The organism is Paenalcaligenes sp. DL 309, assembly GCF_057475285.1.
On record NZ_JBYBKW010000001.1, the window covers coordinates 26,369 to 49,717 of the forward strand.

The 23,349-nt window shown below is 44.1% G+C and carries 19 protein-coding genes; 7 read left to right on the forward strand and 12 right to left on the reverse strand.

Annotated elements, in window-relative coordinates:
• Nucleotides 1-44: 44 nt before the first annotated feature.
• Complete coding sequence (locus tag AC2UZJ_RS00140) at nt 45-1,712, forward strand: FMN-binding glutamate synthase family protein (protein WP_486948099.1); 1,668 nt, start codon at nt 45-47, stop codon at nt 1,710-1,712.
• Between the two features lie 10 nt (nt 1,713-1,722).
• Here the strand turns inward: AC2UZJ_RS00140 and AC2UZJ_RS00145 are convergent, their stop codons facing one another.
• From AC2UZJ_RS00145 to serA, 4 genes are all read right to left on the reverse strand, one after another.
• Nucleotides 1,723-2,151 (reverse strand): tetratricopeptide repeat protein, encoded by a 429-nt coding sequence (locus AC2UZJ_RS00145; protein ID WP_486948100.1) that lies wholly within the window; start codon nt 2,149-2,151, stop codon nt 1,723-1,725.
• Nucleotides 2,152-2,265: 114 nt separating this feature from the next.
• The gene (locus tag AC2UZJ_RS00150) at nt 2,266-3,690 is read right to left on the reverse strand and encodes an aspartate ammonia-lyase (protein ID WP_486948101.1); all 1,425 of its coding nucleotides are present in this window, start codon (nt 3,688-3,690) and stop codon (nt 2,266-2,268) included.
• 165 nt (nt 3,691-3,855) lie between these two features.
• Nucleotides 3,856-4,257, reverse strand: coding sequence for an SH3 domain-containing protein (locus AC2UZJ_RS00155; protein WP_486948102.1), 402 nt, complete (start codon nt 4,255-4,257; stop codon nt 3,856-3,858).
• A 16-nt stretch (nt 4,258-4,273) separates the two neighbouring features.
• The gene (gene serA / locus AC2UZJ_RS00160) at nt 4,274-5,506 is read right to left on the reverse strand and encodes a phosphoglycerate dehydrogenase (protein WP_486948103.1); all 1,233 of its coding nucleotides are present in this window, start codon (nt 5,504-5,506) and stop codon (nt 4,274-4,276) included.
• Nucleotides 5,507-5,626: 120 nt separating this feature from the next.
• Between serA and AC2UZJ_RS00165 the strand changes: the two genes are divergently transcribed.
• Nucleotides 5,627-6,478, forward strand: coding sequence for a mechanosensitive ion channel family protein (locus tag AC2UZJ_RS00165; RefSeq protein WP_486948104.1), 852 nt, complete (start codon nt 5,627-5,629; stop codon nt 6,476-6,478).
• A gap of 48 nt (nt 6,479-6,526) precedes the next feature.
• Nucleotides 6,527-8,011, forward strand: a complete 1,485-nt coding sequence (locus AC2UZJ_RS00170; RefSeq protein ID WP_486948105.1) for a DASS family sodium-coupled anion symporter — start codon at nt 6,527-6,529, stop codon at nt 8,009-8,011.
• 25 nt (nt 8,012-8,036) lie between these two features.
• Here the strand turns inward: AC2UZJ_RS00170 and AC2UZJ_RS00175 are convergent, their stop codons facing one another.
• Nucleotides 8,037-8,675 (reverse strand): energy-coupling factor ABC transporter permease, encoded by a 639-nt coding sequence (locus AC2UZJ_RS00175; RefSeq protein WP_486948106.1) that lies wholly within the window; start codon nt 8,673-8,675, stop codon nt 8,037-8,039.
• A 113-nt stretch (nt 8,676-8,788) separates the two neighbouring features.
• Between AC2UZJ_RS00175 and AC2UZJ_RS00180 the strand changes: the two genes are divergently transcribed.
• Entirely contained in the window at nt 8,789-9,304 is a 516-nt protein-coding gene (locus tag AC2UZJ_RS00180) for a hypothetical protein (RefSeq protein ID WP_486948107.1), read from the forward strand.
• Nucleotides 9,305-9,460: 156 nt separating this feature from the next.
• Here the strand turns inward: AC2UZJ_RS00180 and AC2UZJ_RS00185 are convergent, their stop codons facing one another.
• The 5 genes from AC2UZJ_RS00185 to AC2UZJ_RS00205 form a co-directional block, all read right to left on the reverse strand.
• Nucleotides 9,461-9,763: a monooxygenase gene (locus AC2UZJ_RS00185; RefSeq protein WP_486948108.1), complete on the reverse strand. Its 303-nt coding sequence runs from the start codon at nt 9,761-9,763 to the stop codon at nt 9,461-9,463.
• A 29-nt stretch (nt 9,764-9,792) separates the two neighbouring features.
• Nucleotides 9,793-10,806 carry a patatin-like phospholipase family protein gene (locus tag AC2UZJ_RS00190; RefSeq protein ID WP_486948109.1) on the reverse strand — a complete coding sequence of 338 codons (1,014 nt, stop codon included), beginning with the start codon at nt 10,804-10,806 and terminating at the stop codon, nt 9,793-9,795.
• A 120-nt stretch (nt 10,807-10,926) separates the two neighbouring features.
• Nucleotides 10,927-12,624, reverse strand: a complete 1,698-nt coding sequence (locus AC2UZJ_RS00195) for a putative bifunctional diguanylate cyclase/phosphodiesterase (protein ID WP_486948110.1) — start codon at nt 12,622-12,624, stop codon at nt 10,927-10,929.
• Nucleotides 12,625-12,778: 154 nt separating this feature from the next.
• Entirely contained in the window at nt 12,779-13,813 is a 1,035-nt protein-coding gene (locus tag AC2UZJ_RS00200; protein ID WP_486948111.1) for a methionine synthase, read from the reverse strand.
• A 79-nt stretch (nt 13,814-13,892) separates the two neighbouring features.
• Nucleotides 13,893-14,870, reverse strand: coding sequence for a DUF1852 domain-containing protein (locus AC2UZJ_RS00205; protein WP_486948112.1), 978 nt, complete (start codon nt 14,868-14,870; stop codon nt 13,893-13,895).
• Nucleotides 14,871-15,004: 134 nt separating this feature from the next.
• Between AC2UZJ_RS00205 and AC2UZJ_RS00210 the strand changes: the two genes are divergently transcribed.
• From AC2UZJ_RS00210 to AC2UZJ_RS00220, 3 genes are all read left to right on the forward strand, one after another.
• Nucleotides 15,005-15,913, forward strand: a complete 909-nt coding sequence (locus tag AC2UZJ_RS00210) for a LysR family transcriptional regulator (protein WP_486948113.1) — start codon at nt 15,005-15,007, stop codon at nt 15,911-15,913.
• 100 nt (nt 15,914-16,013) lie between these two features.
• Nucleotides 16,014-16,595: a TetR/AcrR family transcriptional regulator gene (locus AC2UZJ_RS00215; protein WP_486948114.1), complete on the forward strand. Its 582-nt coding sequence runs from the start codon at nt 16,014-16,016 to the stop codon at nt 16,593-16,595.
• Complete coding sequence (locus tag AC2UZJ_RS00220; RefSeq protein WP_486948115.1) at nt 16,595-18,046, forward strand: MDR family MFS transporter; 1,452 nt, start codon at nt 16,595-16,597, stop codon at nt 18,044-18,046. The genes AC2UZJ_RS00215 and AC2UZJ_RS00220 overlap by 1 nt, the downstream gene beginning before the upstream one ends.
• A 245-nt stretch (nt 18,047-18,291) precedes the next feature.
• On the opposite strand, the gene hyoA is transcribed toward AC2UZJ_RS00220, so the two are convergent.
• Together hyoA and AC2UZJ_RS00230 are read right to left on the reverse strand one after the other, a co-directional pair.
• Nucleotides 18,292-22,602 (reverse strand): NACHT domain-containing antiphage protein HyoA, encoded by a 4,311-nt coding sequence (gene hyoA / locus AC2UZJ_RS00225; RefSeq protein WP_486948116.1) that lies wholly within the window; start codon nt 22,600-22,602, stop codon nt 18,292-18,294.
• A 117-nt stretch (nt 22,603-22,719) separates the two neighbouring features.
• Nucleotides 22,720-23,289 (reverse strand): recombinase family protein, encoded by a 570-nt coding sequence (locus AC2UZJ_RS00230; RefSeq protein ID WP_486948117.1) that lies wholly within the window; start codon nt 23,287-23,289, stop codon nt 22,720-22,722.
• Between the last annotated feature and the right edge of the window lie 60 nt (nt 23,290-23,349).

The following is a 23,349-nucleotide window of genomic DNA, read 5'->3' on the forward strand; positions in this document are numbered from 1 at the left end:
GAATATATAGTAAGCCATTTTCTTGATCCAACTGGAGCTGATGTATGTATCGTTTGCTAACGCGCTATACCACATTTTATATTGTGATTATTGGCGCGATTGTTTTTAGTCTACTGGCATTAATAAGTGGTGTTGCCTGGTGGGTGCTAGCTCTGCCTTTCATTGCTCTCAGCTTATTAGGAGTAATAGATTTAAGCCAAACTAAACATGCCATACGACGTAATTATCCCGTCATAGGTAATCTACGCTTTCTTTTTGAGTTTATACGCCCAGAAATACGTCAATATTTCATGGAGAGCGATGATCAACAGCTACCTTTTTCTCGTGCCAGTCGTTCCTTAGTCTATCAACGCGCTAAACAACAACAAGATAAACAACCTTTTGGCACTCAAATAGATACATATAGCAGTGGTTACGAATGGATTAACCATTCTATGGCACCTACAAACATTAAAAACACAAATTTTCGTATAACTGTAGGGGGGCCAGATTGCACACAACCCTACTCGCTTTCTGTATTTAATATTTCAGCTATGAGTTTTGGCGCCCTATCGGCTAATGCCGTTATGGCCCTTAACCGTGGAGCTATTTTAGGCGATTTTGCGCACGATACCGGTGAGGGTGGTGTAAGTCGTTATCATACAAAATACGGTGGCGATTTGATTTGGAATATCGGCTCTGGTTATTTTGGCTGTAGAAATGAAGACGGCAGCTTTTCCGCCGAACGCTTTGCTAAACGCGCTCAACAAGAGCAAATTAAAATGATTGAGATCAAGCTCTCTCAAGGTGCCAAACCTGGCCAAGGAGGGATTTTACCCGCCGCTAAAGTCACTGCTGAAATTGCCGCAGCACGTGAGGTTCCGGTAGGTCAAGATTGCATGTCACCTGCCCAGCATAGTGCCTTTAGCACTCCTATAGAATTGATGGAATTTGTGGCCCAACTGCGTGAGCTCTCTGGTGGTAAACCTGTGGGTTTTAAACTAACTATTGGTCACCCTTGGGAATGGTTTGCGATTGCTAAAGCCATGCTAAAAACTAACATCGCACCTGATTTTATTGTGGTTGATGGCGCAGAAGGGGGGACAGGTGCCGCCCCTGTTGAGTTTATGGACCACGTAGGGGTTCCGCTGGTAGAAGCTTTGCGTTTAGTACATAACACCTTAGTGGGTATTGGCTTGCGCGGTAAAGTTAAAATCGGTGCTTCAGGTAAAATTATTAGTGCCTTTGATATGGCAAGAATCATGGCGCTAGGGGCCGACTGGTGTAATAGTGCCCGCGGCTTCATGTTTGCTATTGGCTGTATCCAAGCCTTGGCATGCCATACAGGCAAATGCCCCACGGGCGTGACCACCCAAAGTGTATTACGCCAAAAAGCCTTGGTGGTATCAGATAAATCATTACGGGTAGCAAGTTTTCATAACAACACCCTAAAGGCTTTAGGTGAGCTACTGAGCGCAGCAGGTCTGGAGCATCCGTCTAACTTACGCCCTCACCATATTGCACGCCGCATTGCTAATGGTGAGGTGCGAGTATTATCAGCTCTATTTCCAGACTTAGAAGAAGGTGAATTACTGCGTGGAGAGTTTAAACAAACGGTATTTCGTACCGTATGGCCTATGGCTACGGCTGAGTCTTTTCAGCCTTTGTATAGTCTTAGTGCAGCGCTGTCAGGACACCACGCCATTAGTCCTCAACCTACTGCAAAAATATAACAAAGCCACCTTATAACAATCCTCGATCATATAAGTGCTGTAAGCAGCTGTCACCATCGACGGTGTCAGCTGCAAAAATCCCCTCACCGTCTAAATCATAAGCTTTAAGCAGATATTCTGCCGCCCGCTCATGGTTAAGACGCCAATAACACTTACCCAACATATAGTAAGGGTACGGGTTTTCTTTGGCCTCGGGACATTCCATGGCTTGCGTTAAAGTCGCTATAGCTTGCTCGAAATCCTCTAATTGATAATAGCCTTCTGCAATGGAAGCATAAAGCCAAAAAGCAGCCTGCCACTGCACTATAGGTTCAGGCAATAACTGCAATGCTTCTTCCCAAAGTAAAATAGCCTCATTAAAGTGGCCTTGATCTATAGCAATATTACCTTGATCGGCTAAACCGCTTAATTCATTATAAATAGCATCAGATAACTGCATAATTATTCCCTACTGTATAGTAAGCGTAGATTTGTAAGGGCTACTTGGCGTGTTGCTAGTATCCAATTTACCATCGAGTATCTTAGAAACACGCTTTATCGTCATCCAATCACTCTAATGCTTACTAGGAATCAAACGGGGTGCAATCATATGCTGTGGCTTGAGGATGTCGTTAAGGACTTCTTCATCTAGTAGCTCTTCTTCCCGCACTAGTTCTAAAATACCTCTACCTGTTTCTAAGGCTTTTTTTGCAATCCGCGTGGAGTTTTTATAGCCAATATAGGGATTTAAAGCGGTGACCAAACCTATAGAATGCTCAACTAAATGTAAGCAATGCTCTTCATTAGCGGTAATGTCGTCTATACAAAGCTCACGCAACATATCCATGGAACGATAGAGTAAACGGATAGAGTCAAACATTTTATAAGCAATGATGGGCTCCATGACATTAAGCTGTAACTGCCCGGCTTCAGCCGCCATGGTTAAGGTGAGATCATTACCAATAATCTCAAAAGCCACTTGATTAACGGCCTCTGGAATCACCGGATTCACCTTACCTGGCATAATTGAACTACCTGGCTGACGTGGAGGCAAATTAATTTCATTGATTCCAGTACGGGGCCCGCTAGAGAGTAGACGTAAGTCATTACATATCTTTGATAGTTTGACTGCCGTACGCTTCAACATGCCCGAAAACAACACAAAATCCCCCATATCGGAGGTAGCTTCAATTAAGTCCGCGGCCGATTTAACCTCATGACCACTAATAGCCGCTAAGCGCTCAATCGCTAATCTCTGATAACTGGGATCAGCATTAATACCGGTGCCAATGGCTGTACCACCTAAGTTCATTTCACAGAGCAACTCAGGCACTATGGTGCGTAGACGACATAAATCTTCTTCTAAGGTCGTGGCAAAGGCTTGAAACTCTTGACCCAGCGTCATGGGCACAGCGTCTTGTAACTGCGTGCGTCCCATTTTAAGTATATGTTCAAACTCTGTGGCTTTCTCTTTAAACGAAGCTATTAATTTTTCAATACTCTGAAGCAAACGATCATGACCCAGTAACAACCCTAAGCGTATAGCGGTAGGATAAGAATCATTCGTGGACTGCGCCATATTGACATCGTTGTTTGGGTCTATTTGATTATAGTCCCCTTTCTCACAGTTTAAATACTCTAAGGCAATATTTGTAATCACCTCATTGGCATTCATATTAGTAGATGTACCGGCTCCGCCTTGGATCATGTCTACCACAAACTGATCATGAAACTCACGATTCATAATACGCTGACAGGCATGAGTAATAGCTTTATGTTTACAAGTGGTGAGATAACCTAATTGATGATTGGCGTCTGCGGCTGCATGTTTTACCATTGCGAGCGCAATCACAAAGTTAGGGAAATGAGAAAGCGGTACCCCTGATAGGCTGAAATTCTGTACAGCACGTAAGGTTTGCACACCGTAATAGGCATGAGAGGGAACTTCTAGAGAACCTAATAGGTCTTCCTCGATACGAGTGGATGCATTTTCTGGCACGATAATTTAACCTAATCAAAGCGCTTTAAAGCGTTGTATTGATGTATAAAAAGAAATGAATAATGGGTAAAGAACAGAAAGTAAAGAATAAAGTATAAAGAACGTTAAGAAAAATGCGCAATCATTTTTTTTAACATAGTTTAATATTTAGGAATAAAAAAAACACTAATCTACGTGTATAAAACGTAAAGCGTCTACATTGATATAACCAATGCGCCCTTGATGATCACAAACTAACCACCAATCATCACTTTGCTGTTGATGCGTTAAAAACTCACGTTGGGCCTCAAGCACTCCTACTACCTCTGAGCCCTCTTTAGGGCGCAAATAAATAGTTAAACGCCTATATAAACTACGCCCTTTTTTTTGAAAAAAATGCGCGGGCATGGGGGTAGCTAGCCAATGCCCTGGACGATCAGGATCAATGGTAACTACACCAAACTCTGCCAAGCGTTGCAATAAACGCTCCGCATTTTTAGTACTTATATTTAAATGCAATTGCAAGTCTGAGACGCTCGCCTTTTGCTGTAACCAAATGCAATGTGCAGCCTCAGTAACTATATCCAATGCAGCGCCTTTTTATTTAGCTAAATAAAACACGGCAACGCATGGTGCCAGGAATCTCTTTCAACGCCTGATAAGCGAGCTGAGAATCCGCCTGGTCTACATCGATCACTACATAACCAACGGCTTCATCCGTTTGTAAAAATTGCCCAGTGACGTTGATATCATTATCAGCAAACACCTTATTAATAGCCCCTAACATACCCGGCTGATTTTGGTGCACATGTAAGATGCGATGTTTACCTGGATGCGAAGGCAAAGCTAACTCAGGGAAGTTTACCGATGACACAGACGTACCATTATCACTATATTTAACTAGCTTTTGGGCAACTTCAATACCAATATTAGCCTGTGCTTCTTGAGTTGAACCACCAATATGGGGAGTTAGAATCACATTATCAAAACCACGTAAGGGGCTGATAAATTCATCATCATTAGAGCGCGGCTCTACGGGGAACACATCTATGGCAGCACCTGCAAGGTGCTTATCTTGAATAGCAGCGGCTAAGGCTTCTATATCAACTACCGTACCACGAGCTGCATTAAGTAAAATGGCACCCTTTTTCATGGTGCGAATCTGTGCTTCAGAGATCATCATATGCGTAGAAGGTAGCTGAGGCACATGTAAAGACACCACATCACTTTCAGCTAATAACTCATTAAGTGTATCGACTTGACGAGCATTACCAATGGGCAATTTAGTAATTACATCATAATATAATACCTGCATACCTAAAGCTTCGGCCAAAACGGAAAACTGCATACCTATAGAACCATAGCCAATAATACCTAGCTTTTTACCTCGTGCCTCAAAAGAGCCCGATGCACTTTTGTTCCATTTACCAGCATGAGCTGCGGTGCTTTTATCGGGAATGCCGCGTAGCAACATAATGGCTTCAGCTAAGACTAGCTCCGCAACGGAGCGCGTATTAGAGTAAGGGGCATTAAAGACAACAATACCGCGCTCCCGCGCCGCATTCAAGTCAACTTGGTTTGTGCCTATACAAAAACACCCTACTGTTACGAGCTTTTCAGCCACAGCAAACACGTCTTGGGTTAGCTGAGTGCGTGAGCGTATACCCACAAAGTGTGCATCAGAAATCTTCTCTTTTAGCTCAGCCTCAGACAAGGCGCTAGAGATAGATTCGATATTGTAATAACCAGCAGCATTGAAGGTGTCTATGGCATTTTGGTGCACACCTTCAAGTAATAAAATACGGATTTTGCTTTTATCCAAGGATGTTTTGCTCATCAATTAACCTTTTTGCAAGAAAAACGAATACAACACTCGCTAAGACTCTGATAATATCACACAGCGAAATTAGTATATATTGGCACACTAAAGTTTCCCTTTTTTCACAGAGGTATCACCTTGTTTGGCACCAATTTTAGTGAGTTTTTAGACGGTGAACTAGGGCGTATTATATCGTCTTTAATGATTGTTTTAGTGGCAATGACGCTAAGTCACTTAAATAGACGTTATTACACCTCACCGGCGCGTGCTCAAAAAAAGCGTAGTCATAGCCGCCAGCAATTAGTGCTTATAAAAAACATCATCATTCTAAGTGCCGTAGTGATGATTGTGATTATTTGGGCTACGAAAATTGCCGGTGTTGCCATTTCATTATCTGCCTTTGCGGTTGCTTTGGTGCTTTCCACAAAAGAACTGATCATGTGCATTACAGGCTATATTTTATTTGTGATGTCACGCCCTTTTAATGTGGGTGACCTAATTGAAGTGAATGGTAGCCAAGGCTTAGTAGTGGATGTAGGCTTGTTAAATCTCACCCTGTCTGAAACCAATGGCTCACAACAAATCACAGGCAAAACCATTGTGCTGCCAAATAGTATTTTACTAACCGCAGTGGTCACAAACCATGTCGGATTAGGACGTTTTGTAGTGGGCTCAGTACGTCTAGCTGTGCCTTATAGTACAGATAGAACCACTTTTAACCAAGTCGCTCTGGAAATAGCCACAAAACTCTGTGATCCATGGGCTACCGAGGCATTAAAACACTTCCAACGCTTAGGATCTAAAGCACTTTTAGATGCACCTTCAAATAAAGTGGAAATATTTTGGGAATCTGAAGACGTAAAACAACATTGGGTAGAAATTCGTTTTTTTGTACCTGCCTCTCAACAAGAGCTGCTCGCACAGCAAATACAACAAGAAATTTGGCTAAAATATGGCCCTGAACTGAGCGCGGCAGCCGCTAAAATCTGACAATAACTGCTACCATTAGAGTTAACGGTTATTCACCAAGGAGTTTTTATGCCTACGCCACCCACTCCAGAAAAAAAGTCCGACTTAAACCTTAAACCGGCTCTAGCTGCTATTGCCATTGGTGTGCTTGTTTGGCTGTTACCGCAACCTGTGGCAGTCACGAATGAGGGCTGGCTCATGCTGGCCATTTTTATAGGCACCATCGCTGCCATTATTGGTAAAGCCATGTCTATAGGTGCCATTTCTATTGTGGCTATTGCTTTAGTAGCTGCCAGTGGTGTGACGGCTGAAAATCCAGGGCAATCCATAGATAACGCTTTAAGTAGTTTCTCTAACCCGCTTATTTGGCTAATTGCCATTGCCGTGATGATTTCACGTGGTTTAATTAACACAGGCTTAGGCGCTCGTATTGGTTATTATTTTATTTCTCTTTTTGGCAAAAAAACCTTGGGTATTGCTTATGGCTTAGCCATTTCTGAATTAGTTATTGCTCCAGTTACCCCTAGCAATACCGCACGTGGTGGGGCAATCATCCACCCAATTATGCAATCCATTGCCAATAGTTTTGATAGCAGCCCAGAAAAAAACAGTAGTGATTTAATCGGTAAGTATTTAGCTTTGGTGAATTACCACAGCAACCCCATCACCTCTGCCATGTTTATTACGGCCACCGCACCGAATCCACTGACTGTAAAACTTATTGCCGAAGCCACGGATATGCAAATCCAGCTCAGCTGGACGACGTGGATGGTGGCCATGCTTTTACCCGGCTTATTAGCTATAGCCGTGATGCCCTTAGTTTTATATTGGATATACCCCCCTAAAATCAAAACTACGCCGGATGCTTCTGCCTTTGCCAAGAAACAACTAGCCGATTTAGGGCCCATACATAAAGATGAAAAGATCATGCTAGGCGTATTTGGGCTTTTACTTTTACTTTGGGCTGATATTCCAGCTCTAATTTTTGGTAGTTTTCTAACACTTAACGCCACCACTACCGCTTTTATAGGCCTATCCATTTTAATACTTTCCGGTGTATTAAAATGGGAAGACGTCCTTAAAGAACGTAATGCTTGGGATACCCTAGTCTGGTTTGGTGCTCTGGTTATGATGGCAAGTCAGCTTAATCATTTAGGTGTCATTGCCTGGTTTTCACAGAGCATGCAAAACATCATTGCTAATGCCGGCATGGGCTGGCCCGCAGGCACAGCTTTATTAGTCGCTGTGTTTTTGTATTCGCACTACTTCTTTGCCAGCACTACAGCACACATTACCGCTATGATGGGTGCTTTTTTGATAGTGGGTTTAAGCCTTGGTGCCCCACCCATGCCTTTTGTACTTATGATGGCAGCGGCCTCATCCATTATGATGACGCTTACTCATTATGCCACCGGCACCTCCCCCGTTATTTTTAATTCTGGCTACGTAAGCCTAACGGAATGGTGGAAAGCAGGTTTTATAATGAGTGTAGTGAACTTAACGATTTGGGTAGTAGTTGGTGGGCTTTGGTGGAAGGTGCTGGGGTATTGGTAAGTCTAGCGGTTAGGTCAGAAAGCCTTTATTTTTTAAAAAGGTAATCCCTATCACGGAAAGTGCAAACCCACTCTGGCCGGTACACCACCAATGCCGCAATACTGACCCCATTCATTAACCCCTCAGGTAAGGCGACTAATGGGATGATGAGCAGGTAGTCCGCCTTAACGGCATCCCAGCTATAAACACCCGTTAACGCTAAATACCCCCCCACCATCAACATTTTAGTGGTAAGCGTTAAAACTCCATTAAAAAATCCCGCTATAAATATATAAACAAATAAATGTCTAGGCATATAGCTATACGTAAGCAAGAAAACAAAATAACTTAATGATACCGGCCAAACAGCTCCAAAGAATACGTTTTCTGCTAGGCTAGCCCAACTACTAATGCCCACTGCCGTAACGAGAAAAGTAGCCACACTCGCAATAAGAATACTAAGCCGCCAACCAAGCATTAAAGTCAGCGCAGTCAAACCTAAAAAATGCACTTCTAAACCGGGTCTAATACCGGTTTGTAAGGCCCAGATGGCAGTTATAATACAGACCGAAATCACACTGAGCTGCTTACGAGTGCTATCTTTTAGAAACTCTGCCCAATTCAATTCGCGTACTGCAGTAACTAGAGTCCATATGGCTACGAGTAATAATATGGCTTTGGTCATAAGGAATTTTAGAAATATCAATCAGTAAACTTTGCCGTCCTCAATTATCTTTTTACATGCTAAAATAAATTACTAAAAATTAGGTATAAATTTTAACTATTAATGAGGGAGAAATGGATAAAACTAAAAAATTGCGCTCCAAGCGCAAAACAATGGGTATTTTTACCACTCAACAAGCTGCTGAACAAGCAAAACAGCACTTATCGAATTTATATTCGGGCGATGAGTCAAAAATAGCTTTTATTACACCTGATGACCCTGATGTAGACGCTAAACTCAAAGATGAGCTCACTGCTATGGGTACTTTAGGCTTCTCCGTGCATTTTATATCTATAATTGTCAGTCTTATACTCGGTGTTGCTTTTTGGGGCATTATGTACAACGCCGGTTCACTCATGTTTGTACATGAACCCGTGATTTCTTTCATGGGCGTGGTGTGTGTATTTCTTTTAATTGGCGTAATTATAGGTGTATTAATTGCTTATACTCCCGGCCGTAATGCTGTAATTGCTCCCGTAAAGACTGCGGTTGCAAACGGTAAATGGGTAATTATTGCCTATCCACAATCTCAATCAGAAACAAAAGCCACCATTGATTACTTCGATAAGTTAGAAGCCTCTCCTAACTAATAGTCTTTTAAATATTAGAAAGCGTGCTTCCATAATTTGTGGTGATTTATCTTCCACTATTACAGCACGCTATCAAAATTGATTTTTTCTTCGCTCTAATCGACAAGGTGTTTCGCACATTTTGCTAAATAGCAAAAATCTAATCAACCGCACTGATCAAATAGGGGCTCGGTCAATTTTCGATAATTGCTCGTGCACAGCAAAAATCTTGCCGTTTACAGGTGAAATCCCAAAATCATTTAAACGCGCAGTATGCATGGTTAAATAAGCCTCGGCACTCGCCTTATCTTCAAATAAATAAACGCCTCCTGCCTCCTTCTCTGTCTCATTAGTGGTCCATATTTTCCAAATAAGCCCAGGTTCGTTTGCGATTGAGCGCGCCAACCCCTCCATAGCAGCAGTCATTTCATCCCCCCAGGGGCCAGTGTAAGGAAAATCAACTTGCAAAATATAACTCATAAAAACTCCAATTCTTTTATTTGAAATTATCAAGAAAACTCATGCCGTAAATCAAGAGTAGATATTTCGCCTAAGTTAGCATGATGCTCATCAAGAAATGCTTTAGCCGAGGCACGTCCTATGTCGCGCAAATGCACCAAAAACTCCCACTCTGAATTCATTTTGCTGGAAGCGGCTAAGGGACTTAAATGCTCAGTGGCCTCGATTCGATGCACTAGTACATCGGCATAATGTGCTCTATCTAATTTATTTTTTTGTAATAATCTATGTACAAACTCAATACTTCGCAATTCTCTTAACAAAGAAGAATTGAAGGAAATTTCATTGATGCGATTTTGTATATCTTTCGCTGATTTTGGTGTTTCATTGCGCTCAACTGGATTAATTTGCACAATAACTACATCTTTAGATTTAGTGGAATGAAATAAAGGATACAAAGGCGGATTGCCCACATAACCTCCGTCCCAGTAAGGCACACCATCAATTTCAACCGCTTTATAAAGCGTAGGCAAACACGCTGAAGCTAAAATCATATCGGCGGTTAGTTCTTCGCGCTCAAATACTTTTATCTTACCCGAATGTACATTAGTGGCCGCAATGAATAGCTTTAATGCACTACACTCTCTAACTTTTTCAAAATCAATAGTGGATTCGACCAGTTCTCGTAACGGGTTAATATCAAGCGGATTTATATCATAAGGTGAAGCCACACGGCTGAATAGATCAATCATCGTATTTAACGGTGAATAACCCATACTCCAACTGCCTGTAAGTACGCTTAATGGACTACGCTGAATGGGGCTAAAACGCCCCATCTCTGCGACCTTCCGCCAAAACCTATTCAGTGCTTCACGAGCGCCCTCAGCACCCCCGTCTAAATATCCGTGTGCTAGCATGGCGGCATTCATGGCTCCGGCGCTTGTACCCGAAATGCCACCTATGCTGATGCGCTCGTCTTCCATAAAGTAATCCAGTACACCCCAAGTGAACGCACCGTGTGAGCCACCACCTTGTAATGCCAAATTAATTGATTTTTTTTGCATTTAGACCACATTCCTTTTTTCTTCTACTAAGAAAAAATATAGTAACACGCTGTACAGCGGGATAGCAGCCCACCCGTAGACGGCATTAGTTTGTTGATAACTCTTTCAAACTTAGCTTAGCTAAAACTGTAATTTAGATATTTCAGATGCCGAAATAGGTGGGGAAAAAAGATCACCTTGAAACCAATCGCAGCCATGCTTTGAAAAATAATCAAACTGCCACCCAGCTTCTACTCCCCCCACTATTACTTCTAAACCTAGAATATGACCCAAGGCAATAATTGCTACAGCTACTACACGATCACCCACCCGATCTGACAAATTTTGCACCCGTAAAAAATCAAGCGGTAAACGCTCAATATGTTGAACAGCAGAACATTCTGTGCCAGATCCTTCTAGCGAAAAGCGTACACCTAAAGCTTTTAACTCTTGTATTCTCAAGATATTGATTTCAATATCTGAGAAATACACCGATTCAGTCAATTTAAAACAAAGTAAGGACGGGTTTGCACCGGTTTTCTCAAGAGTATGGCGTATAAAGGTGATAACAGATTGATTTTGTAATTGGCGTGTACTCATATCAATCGCTATAGTTAAATGAGTCAAACTACTACTTTGACTCCACTCCACTAATTGCTTACATACCTTTTCAAGTGACCATTGAAATATTGGAATCTCTAGATTATTTCTTTCTACTAACTCCTGAAAGGTGTTAGGTGACAAAACTCCTTTAGCGGGATGCTTCCAATAAGCCATAGCATCAAAACCTTGAATATTACGTTTTTTATCAACTATTGCTTGATAGCGTAGAGTGAATTCATTACGTGCTAAGGCCTGCTGCAAGTCTTGAAATAAAGCATTACGCTCAACCACAATATCTTGTAGTTGTGAATTAAACACATATATTCGGTTTCGCCCTAGCTCTTTGGCTTTGTACAGGGCCATATCAGCTTGACTCAATAAAGTAGACTTACTGTTTTCAAGCTCATTAAATAATACTAAACCCATACTAGCGGTCACACTTGCTTGAAGGCCATCAAGCGTAAAACTGATATCTAGTGATTTGCGCACCTCTTCTGCCCGTCTCTCTGCCTCTTGCTTTGCTCGGTCAGGATCCACACCCAAGTTTGCAAATAAAATAACAAATTCATCACCTCCTAAACGACCCGCTATGTCTTGATCTATTATTAAACAACTGAGCTGCTTGGCCACTTGGCGCAATACATTATCACCCGTAGCATGCCCCATTCTGTCATTGATTTCTTTAAAGTTATCTAAATCTAATAATATAAGAGCCGCATATTGATTTATGACACCTATTTCTTGAATGGTTTTTTCTAAAAACTCATAAAGCTGCGCTCTATTTGGTAAGCCAGTTAACTCATCATGCCAAGCCAAATGATATAAATGCTGCTCTAACTGCTTACGCTCTGTGATGTCAGCTCGCACGGCAATGTATTTTCTCGGCTTCCCGTTCGGTCCTAAAAAAGGAGTAATAGTGGTCTGAACCCAATAAAGCGAACCATCTTTAGCACGATTGCATATTTCTCCGTTCCAGACGTCTCCTGAGGAAATGGTAAACCAAAGATCTTGAAAAAATTCTCGCGGATGATGACCTGAATTAATGAGACGATGATTTTGCCCAATTAATTCCTCGCGGGAGTATTGCGATATATCACAAAACTGCTCATTACAATCAATGATTATTCCTTTTGCATCCGTTATTGCCACAATGGCATGGGCATCTAGTGCTTCTTTTAGCTCACCTAGCCTTTGAAGATATGAGTACGAGATTTTTTTCAACTGATTTTTAGGCATGGCGATGTTCTTTCATTTACTTACGTATTGATAGATATATCATACCTAAAAGCCCTGTATGCCAAGGGATAACCCCACAAAAAAGCCCGCTTAAGCGGGCTTTACCAGATATATGAGTTTAACAGTGGGCTAGGATAGAAATTTCATGCCGATATTAGCGTTCAAGCTCTAGACGGACGATTTCTGCGCCTGCACTCAAGGCATGTAACTTGCCTCTTGCCACGTCGCGAGCTAAGGGTGCCATTCCGCAGTTGGTAGAGGGATAAAGTTTATCCGCCTCTACAAACTGCAGTGCTTTGCGTAATACGCTAGCCACTTGTTCGGGCGTTTCAATGGTGTTGGTTGCCACATCAATGGCACCTACCATGACTTTTTTACCTCGAATAAGCTCAATTAAATCCATAGGCACATGGGAGTTTTGACATTCTAATGAGATGATATCAATATTGGATTTCTGTAATTTTGGAAAGGATTCTTCATATTGGCGCCATTCAGAGCCTAGCGTTTTTTTCCAATCCGTATTCGCTTTGATGCCATAACCATAACAAATATGTACAGCTGTTTCACACTTCAATCCTTCAATGGCTCTTTCTAAAGTAGCAATACCCCAGTCATTCACTTCATCAAAGAAAACATTAAATGCCGGCTCATCAAATTGGATAATATCCACGCCCGCTGCTTCTAATTCTAGCGCCTCTTGATTCAGAATTTTAGCAAACTCCCACGCTAATTTTTCACGGCTTTTATAATGATTATCATAAAGCGTATCAATCATGGTCATAGGACCTGGAAGTGCCCATTTAATAGGCTTTGTAGTTTGCTGACGTAAAAACTTAGCATCTTCCACAAAAACAGGCTTTTGCCTACTGACTGCCCCTACAACAGTAGGCACACTCGCATCATAACGATCTCGGATTTTAACGGTTTCGCGCTTCTCAAAATCAACCCCGTCAAGGTGTTCAATAAAAGTCGTCACAAAATGCTGACGCGTTTGCTCACCATCACTAACAATATCAATGCCTGCTTGTAATTGCTCTTGTAAAGACACACGCAAAGCATCTTGCTTGGCTTCAATTAACTCTGCACCCTGTAATTTCCAAGGAGACCAGAGTTTTTCAGGCTCTGCCAGCCAAGAAGGCTTAGGTAGGCTGCCAGCGGTGGACGTAGGTAATAGTATTTTTTTTGTCATAGTAAATATCAATACAGAATATGAAAATATAAATATATAAATATATAAATATAAAAATAATTTTTAATAAATGAAGGACTTATTGTGCGTAATTAGCAGCCCACTGCTCAAGAACCGTCTTGTACGGCTTAATAAAATGCTCCTCAGTAAACCTCCCTTGTTTCACTGCTAACTCATTACGCTCTTCTCTATCATAAACAATTTGCGTTAATGAATGATCCGAATTTTTTAGATTAGGTTTATAACTTTGTCCTGCTGGCGCATTGGCATTATAGATTTCAGGTCGATAAATTTTTTGAAAAGTTTCCATTGTACTGATCGTACTAATAAGTTCTAGATTACTGTAATCATTCAGTAAATCACCCAAGAAGAAAAAGGCCAACGGTGCCACGCTATTGGGTGGCATAAAATAACGCACTTGTAAGCCCATTTTTTTGAAATATTGCTCAGTCAAAGAGGATTCATTGGGTTCATACTCATAACCTAATATGGGGTGCTGGTTTTCAGTGCGTTGGTAAGTTTTGCTATCGGACACACTCAGACAAATTACAGGTGCTTTGTTAAAGCGCTGTTTATACGCTTCTGAATTGACAAAGCACTGAAATATTTTCCCATGTAACTCACCGAAATTATCAGGAATACTAAAGGTAGATTGATTCTTGTTATGATCTAACAACCATACGCTAAAGTCATAATCGCGCACATAAGAAGAAAAGTTATTACCTACAATGCCTTCAATGCGTTCGTTAGTTTTGTGGTCAATAATATTTGTCTTCAATACTTCAATCGATGGGAAGGATTGACCATCACCTTCAATATCCATATCCACAGAAATAATTTCCAGCTCTACCGAATACCTATCTCCGTTCGGGTTATCCCAATTTGCTAAGGCATTAAAACGGTTGTTAATCATATTTAGGGTGTTACGCAAGTTCTCTTGACGGCTCTCCCCTCTAGCCAAGTTCGCAAAGTTGGTGGTAAGGCGCGTATTGTCCGAAGGATGATAGTTCTCATCGAAAAAAATGCTCTTGATATTAAATGCAAACTCTTTGCTCATGATGCTCTGGCGTCCTAATTTCGAATGGTTTCATATTAAGTAAGTAGATTGCATTGTAGAAAAGCGCACACATGAAGTAAAATGGTCTTATTTCACATACCCATGAATATATCTCATATCTATTATTGTTTACTATGTTAGAACGTATCCACCTGAGCATTGTGCAACAAGTAGCAAAACAAGGCTCCTTAACCGCTGCAGCAAACGTACTGCACGTGACGCAGTCTGCCCTAAGCCATAGCATACGAAAACTAGAGCAGCAGTTAGGCACCGAGATCTGGCGACGCGAAGGTCGCAATTTGCAGCTGACTCAGGCAGGCCAACATCTATTGACCGTAGCCAACCGTGTGTTACCACAATTGGAACTGGCCGAAGAGCGCTTGCTCCAGTTTGCACAGGGTGAACGCGGCTCTCTACGCATTGGCATGGAGTGCCACCCTTGCTATCAATGGCTATTAAAAGTCGTTTCACCTTATTTAAATGCCTGGCCCGATGTGGATGTGGATGTAATACAAAAATTCCAATTTGGCGGCATAGGTGCCCTTTTTGGTTATGAGATTGATTTACTCGTTACCCCTGATCCCGTATTCAAGCCTAGCCTGAAATTTGAGCCGGTATTCGACTACGAACAGGTGTTGGTAGTCCCCAAAAACCACCCTCTGGCAAAGACCCCCTACGTAGAGCCACCCCAGCTCAACAACGAAGTACTGATTACTTATCCGGTAGACATTGGGCGTCTAGACATCTACAACCAATTTCTGCTACCAGCCGGTATCGCACCTAAACGCCACAAAACCATTGAAACCACCGATATCATGCTACAAATGGTAGCCTGTGGCCGCGGTGTGGCCGCGTTGCCCCGTTGGCTCGTTGAAGAGTACGCAGACCAGTTCGCCGTAGCCCCCGTGCGCTTGGGGCCTAATGGTATTGCGAAGCAAATTTTTCTGGGCGCACGTGAAGCGGATATTACTACGGATTATGTACAAGCGTTTATAGAACTGGCTAGAACGACGTCGCCGGGGTTTTATCAAAGCATGACCTAATGACGGTCTAAGTCAGTTACCGTTGACTCATTACGGGTTTTCCCTTACGATACTCAAATAATAGACCAGTTGGTATAAGTTTGCAGTGGAACCATTAGTAATGAATAAAAAAGTAAAACCTAAAGACGCGCTCATTGAAACGGCAGCCCGTCTTTTTAGAGTACGTGGTTATAGCGGCGTGGGCTTGAACGAGATCCTTGAGGAAAGTGGCGTCCCTAAAGGCTCGCTGTATTATTACTTTCCAGAAGGCAAAGAAGAATTAGCGATTGCGGCCATTAACAGTACCAAACAATTAGTGATGGAAGATATTCAAGGCATTTTTGCTGATATCTCCAATCCAATAGATGCCTTTCAAGCCTATGTAGACGAATTATCCAGAGTATTTGGAGAGGACGGCACACCGCTTGGTTCGCCGATTGGCGCCATTACGGGAGAAAAGCACTCCACCAGCGAACCGATTCGTCTGGCGTGTGAAGCGACGTTTGAAGACTGGCAATCCATTTATGCTGAAAAACTCCTAGAGGCTGGCTATACAAAGCAAAAAGCCACGGATTTAGCCATCGTTTTTCATGCCCTCACGGAAGGCGGCATTCTTTTAGCTTTAGCCACCAAAAGCGGCGACCCCCTTAAAACCATCGCAGAACAAATCCCCTCCTTATTCCATCAACCTAGAGAAATTTAATGTCTACAGCAGTAAGCGAAAAAGATCAAATCACTATAAAACCAGTGCCGATTTTAATCTCCTTTTTAATCGCGGGATTCATCGGATTATTTAGCGAAACCGCATTAAATATGGCGTTGGGTAATTTAATGCAAGAGTTGGATGTGGTTTCTTCCACAGTGCAATGGGTAACAACTGGCTACTTGCTCACTATGGGAATACTCATCCCCGTTTCAGCCTTGTTAATACAAAGGTATAGCACTAGGCAACTATTCATTACTTCGCTACTTTTTTCCATCCTTGGAGTCGTAGTATCCGGTATAGCACCTGTTTTTGGTGTATTACTTATAGGCCGTATTATTCAGGCCATAGGAACCGGTTTATTAATCCCCCTGATGTTTCACACCGCATTAGTCATTTTCCCCATTCATCGAAGAGGTACCATTATGGGGGTGATTGGGCTTGTGATGATGTCAGCACCGGCGCTTGGACCAGCCACTTCGGGCTTAATTATTGAACTATTAAGCTGGAATTGGATTCTGTGGTTAATTCTGCCCTTTCTTATTTTTACTTTAATCTACGGACTGATTTTTGTGCAGAACGTTACGACTCTCACAAAACCCAAAATAGATGTGCCTTCAATCTTTTTGTCCACTCTTGGCTTTGGTGGCATTGTCTATGGCTTTAGTGTGGCAGGGCACCAAGGATGGAGCAGCACAACCGTCATTAGTACCTTAATAATGGGTATAGTATCTCTACTGGTGTTTTCATCAAGACAGCTAAAACTCGATACCCCTATGTTAGATTTACGTGTTTTGAAATACCCGATCTATACCTTAGGTTTATTGAGTGTGTCTGTCACGTTCATGATTATTTTATCAAGTATGATTCTTTTGCCCTTATTTCTACAAATTGGACTCGGGCTAACGGCGCTGACTGCAGGGCTTACGCTTATGCCTGGAGGCGCAATAAATGGCATTTTATCGCCATTTGCTGGACGTATTTATGATAATTATGGTCCCAAATGGTTATTTGCTCCTGGCTTCATCATTATGCTTATGATGTTATGGAATCTCTCAAATGTAAACACAGAAACGTCTGCTCTGACGATCATCTTATTACATTCCGGTCTTATGATTGGCGTCACCTTCGTGATGATGCCTTTGCAAACTCATGCTTTAAATGTGTTACCTCAAAAACTATATCCAGACGGCACGGCTTTAATAAATACCTTACTGCAAGTATCCGGTTCCATTGGCACTGCTCTTGCCATTACTATTATGTCGGCTGCGCAAAGCAACTACTTGAAAACCGTTACAGACCCATCGGCGCCATTTGTAGCTAGCACCTCTTTAACGGCTGGAGTACAAACGGCTTTTATTTTGGGAATTGTGCTCGCTATCAGCGGCTTAATTATGGCGTTTTTTATCAATTTACCCAGAAAACCGCAAAACAATAAAAGCAAAGCCTAACCCTATGGCCATTTCATTTGGTTATAAAGAAAGGGCGTCAAAAGTAGGCGCCCTTTCTTATTTGTACAACAAATTATTTTTTATGCAACAAGTGAAATTACTCCCACTCGATTATCAATAGAAACAAAAAAAGTTTATTTTTCAACATGATACTAACCACAAAAAGCAAAAGACCATGAAAAATACCACGTCGAGAAATCACCAACTTAAGCAACAAAGTCGATACTCGGAGCCTATCTTAGCGTTCAAAGCTTAGCCTGAGACTCAATAGGCAACCTAGGACGCAAATCAAGAAGGTGTACATGTATATAGGCTCCGCCTCCCAAAGCCTGTTGCACTCTGTCAGCCTCTGCAGTCAGCAGCGACAATAACTCATCCGCTTTGATCCTGCGCTTTTCATCTGGATGTTGCCATTGACGGTCTTTTGCAAGAGTCACCAGCAAAGCTCCAGCTTTACTGTATTCTGCTGCCATGTATTTCCTAACAAGCTGATTTTCTATTGTATCTCGCAAGTCTGTCGCTGTGCGCCCATCACCAAGTTTTAGTTCAATCACAGCTTCATGCTTAGAAAGAACAGAGCGCAAACGTATATCAGTTTCCTTTTCGTCAGCTGTAACAGCCTCTTGGTCCACAGTGTAGATCGAGTTCGCGGCATAGCTCAGCTCGCGCGAAATTTCTCGACGCATGACCCTCTCATCTGATATCCCTGCCCAAGCCTCTCGCGGTGACGTGTCACGGAGAAGAAGGTCGTTTAGGTCAGACAGCCTATCCTTCAAAATCGCAAACATGGCTTCATTCGTTGAGGCAGGCGCCTCCCCGCTTCGATCAAGCGCTACTGCTTGAGCCTCATCAAATACCTCAGCATCAATCTCTTGCGCCCAACTCTCTTCTGCCACAGCCAAAATGCGATCCTTGAAATGAACGCACAAAGGATCTGCGGCCATCTCGAGCTTGGTAGCAAAGCCCTCCTCGCCTTTCGCGTTGAGTAATGCCGTTACAATGCTATTGCGTGCCTGTTCCGCGTTGTCTCGAGTATCCGGTGAATAGGACCCTTCGTGGTGCGCATCGTCTTGTATTCGAACGTGGCGATAGGCCAAACGAAGAAGCCTCAGCAGTAGTTGCGGCGTGAATCGTTCGTCACCCAAATCAATTCCGTCTTGGCGATCACCAAAGAGGCTGGCCAGCCATGTCACAGCGTCTGATCGCTCAGATGGTTCAACTATCTCAATCTGATCCGCCAGCTTTTCGACACTCGTCTGCGGATCAATTCGCATTAAGGTCGACAACCAAACAAAGCGCAGCGAAAACGGCAATTGTTGTTCCAATCTTTGTAGTGCCCGTTCTTGAAGTCTCTTAATTTCCGCAGCATCGCCATGCTTCAAGATAACCCGTGTGACTTGCCGAACCCTTTCGGTCATTCCGGTCGTGTTATCGGCGCCATTAATCCAGTCCCCACCGTCATCTAGCCAGGATTCCAGTCGAGGTAAAAATAAACTGGCTACCCTCTCAGGCGCATAATCAATTCCTTGAATTAAGCTCGAATGTCCACGCTCACCTGACGGCCGGTTCAGCTCCCACGACAATTCATTTCCAAGCGTTCGGTCCACAGCGTTTGGGTGCGTGTCTACGAGACCTTCTATCCACTGAGGCAGGCCGTTCAGTTCAATCAGAGCGTACCGCGCGGCTAGCTCGGCTTCGGCATCGCCGAGTTTAGCTGCCCAGTCGGGCGCCTCCGCTTCGGCGTAGATCGCGGCTAGACCAAGTTGCCAACGTACAAGGAATGTATTGCGCTCGCCTTCGGACCTTTCGCTGGGAAAAGTTGGGTGGTCATCACGCCAGATCTTCATCAGCACCCGGCGAAGCTTGTCGGCCGTTTCTTGATTGAATTGCTCTTCAATGAATCGCCGGTTCCAGCCTGACGATCGACTGTCTTCACCATCATGACTCATGGCGCGCCACAAGTTCCAAGCAGTGTTCCAGCTTTGCTCCGTCGAAAATGCGTTTTCAGGCTGATTGGCAACTTCTCGCCAGAACTGAACCCAGCTCGCGCGGTTCTTGGCCTTTCGCCGCTCTTCTTGCTTCTTTCGTTCAGCCTGCTTCTTTTCCCAACGACGATGCTCTTTGTCGTGCTTCGATGGCTTCAGCGAGTCGTCAAGTCTTTGCACGAATGAAGGTTCATCCACTATTAGAGGCCTAAGTCCTTCAACGTGTTTTTTCCATGTATCACGATCCGGCGACAGACGGATGGCTGCCTCCAAGAGCATTGCGCGTTCACCCGCATCCCGGGTCGTGTCACCAAGCGCTTCACTCACCCAAGTCAGATCCCGGTCCGGTCTTAGCTGAACTGGTCCATCGTGAATAGTGATCTCTGCGAGCCGTCTCCAAGGATCTTTGATTTCATGGAGCGACTGCAGCAAAGCGTCCTCAACCCAGAAAAGACGCTCATTGTCCACTGCTTTCAGATTGATCAGCCGTTCGCGAAGTGATTTGATCGGCTCATCGTCGCAATGGTCTCGGTGGTGTAATCGCAATGCGATTACACCACCATGCAGCCACTGGTCGTCTAGGCTTATATCGAGGCCGCGTTCACATGTTGCTGCGAGTGCTCCACTGAGATGTGGCCTATCACTCATAATATGCGGCCACTCTTTTCGCCATTTAAGCCCCTCTGATACTAGCGCGAGGAGACCATCACGAAGTTCCTCAAGGACAGGGAGATCAAGAGATGCTCCTGCTATCAGGCGTGGTAGTTGCCAACTAAGATCGCCTACATTGCGCTTCTCTCGTTTTATCCATCTAAGGGTCCGACAAAGCTGCTCAACCGACATGTATTTTGGGAAAAGGCGTAGTATGGCACCGCGTACTACTCTGTCAGGCCAAAGATCATCAGCATCAGCTATTCTGGCAGAAACTATCCCTAATCTCTCGTCACCAAGGGCTACTAAAGCGTCAATAGCCATTATGCGCTCGACCGCAGTTGCAGCAATGTCCTGAGTGATATCGAATACGATGTCTGCACAAGCTTCTATGCGCCCCGCCTCTATAAGGCTGATGAGGACTTCTCGTACATCCGGATTCTCTACTCCACTGCGCCAAATCCTGTCGATTTCTTCTGCCAACTCGTTCGATGCAAATCGGTGGACCTGAATGTGAGGCACCTGAAGGCCTCTCCACCCACCAGGGCCGTAGCGTTTAGCGTAGGCGTGAAGAGCTTGATTTCGCTGCGTCTGCGTTAGCGACTCTGGGTCGCCTTCATCCAGAAGCACAGCAGGCTCATTGTCCCGCAAGAGTTCAAATATCCCGTCTTCTTGCAAGGCTAGCCACCCCGCCACTGGTCGCTTGGACGGGCGAACGATTGTGTTACCTTTTGTCTCCGCGAAGAGAAGACGTTTGAGGGCTCGAAACGGCATGCCTTGTCTGCGAAAAGCTATTAGCCGCTCCGCAGCAAGGTACTCGGCAACAGAGCGATGATGGAAGCGCACTCGGCCATAAGAAGCGAAGCCAAATAACGGACGCTCCAGCAGTGCTTTTCGTTCGTTCGGCTGCCAATCGGATAGGATGATCGCGGGATCAAGAGCTGCCTCCTCGTCAACAGCGTCGGACGCTGCACTATGACGAATGGTTATACGACGTGTCATCTGAACTGCAAGCGCGAGTCGGCTAGCTCCTTCGATCGCCTTGTCGACAGATAATTCCGCCGGTTCAGGTCTGTCTTCGCGAGGAAGCAACTTCACGCGAACATTCGTGGCAACCTGATCGCGATGTGTTCGGATGCGTTTATGCTCACGCCAGTCCGCGCATAACTCAATGAGGTCCTGAGGCCTACGTGCAAACTCTAGGGCATTGCGACGTCGTAAGTCTTCAAAAAGAAGCTCAGGATCGCTCACTCCCTGGTGTCGACAAAAATCGACGATCTGTTCGTCCGACAATGGCATTAAAGCTACAGACCGCCAATCGGGCGATTGATTATTTCTTCTGTTGCCGTGTGGCTCCCGATGCTCACGCATTGCGATCTTCGCAAATGCTTCTTCATCGGAGTCCGAAGACGGCACCATAGGAACAGGCAGTACGTTTCGGACCAGCTGTTCGTCGAAGGGGATCGGCCGTGTCGTGATGACGACGCGCGCCCGATGAAGCTGACCTCCGATACACTTTTTCAGTCGTTTGAGCGCGCGCTCAAACGACCCCATCGTCAATTTTAGCTCGTCAATCGAGTCCAGAAAAAATGTCGCCACCTCAGACTGTGAGGCAAGCCACCCATCCAGCCGGGCTTCTTCATCTGCATCTAACAGACTGCGAAGGTCTTCTGTTGCCAACGCGGCCAATTCAATGAAGAATGCAGGTTCTCCCGAGGCCCAAAGGCGCTCCGACTGTTTACGGCATTCGTAGGTTTTTCCTGCCCCTGCCTCGGAAATTATCAGTACACGTTTTGAATGTAGCAAATCATCCCATGTATATCCTCGCGACCAGCCCAGGCTGACCAAGAAAGACTGTTGGTCGGCATCATTAACCTTCCCATCAGGGATATCTTTAAAGGTCCGCTCTATTATTATCACTAATGCCACCTATAAAATTTTTACCAATTAGACCCGAATCTAGTGGTGCGCTTCGTTACAGCCTCAACATATTTAAATACAGCACCATGAGACTCATTAGCGAAACTGGACTCCCCTTCAATGCTGAGGCACAACGACTCCAACATACTTATAAATCGTTGTGCGAGAGACTCCATAAAGACGAGCTACGTCTGCAACACGCATATCAGGGTTGCTTAGAAGTTCTTCAATCTCCCGAACTTGCTTATCATCAAGCTTAGGCTTCCGCCCTCCAGCCCGGCCCCTAGCACGTGCTGCAGCAAGACCAGGCTGCGTTTGTTTGCGAATCAAGCTACGTCGAAATTCAGCTAGTGCAGCAAATACATGAATAACTACTTTTCCTGCTGCACCGGTAGTTTCGATCTGCTCGGTAATGCTCTCAAACCCCACCCCTTGCTGCTCTAGACTTTCCACTGTCATTACTAAGTCGGACAAACTTCGCCCTAGATCATCCAACCGCCAAACCACTAGGGAATCCCCCGCACGCAACTCCCTAAGGCACTGTTCAAGCTTTGGGCGCTCTCTGCTATTACCGCTGAAAGCTTCTTCATAGATCGCGCGACACCCTGCCTTCTTGAGGGCCTCACGCTGGAGGTCTAGGTGCTGGCTATCCGGCGATACTCGGATGTATCCTATGCGTTGATTCATTGACACAACCAGAACATTGAAAAGTTAACGGAAATATTAACAGCCTTCGCTAGCTCAGGC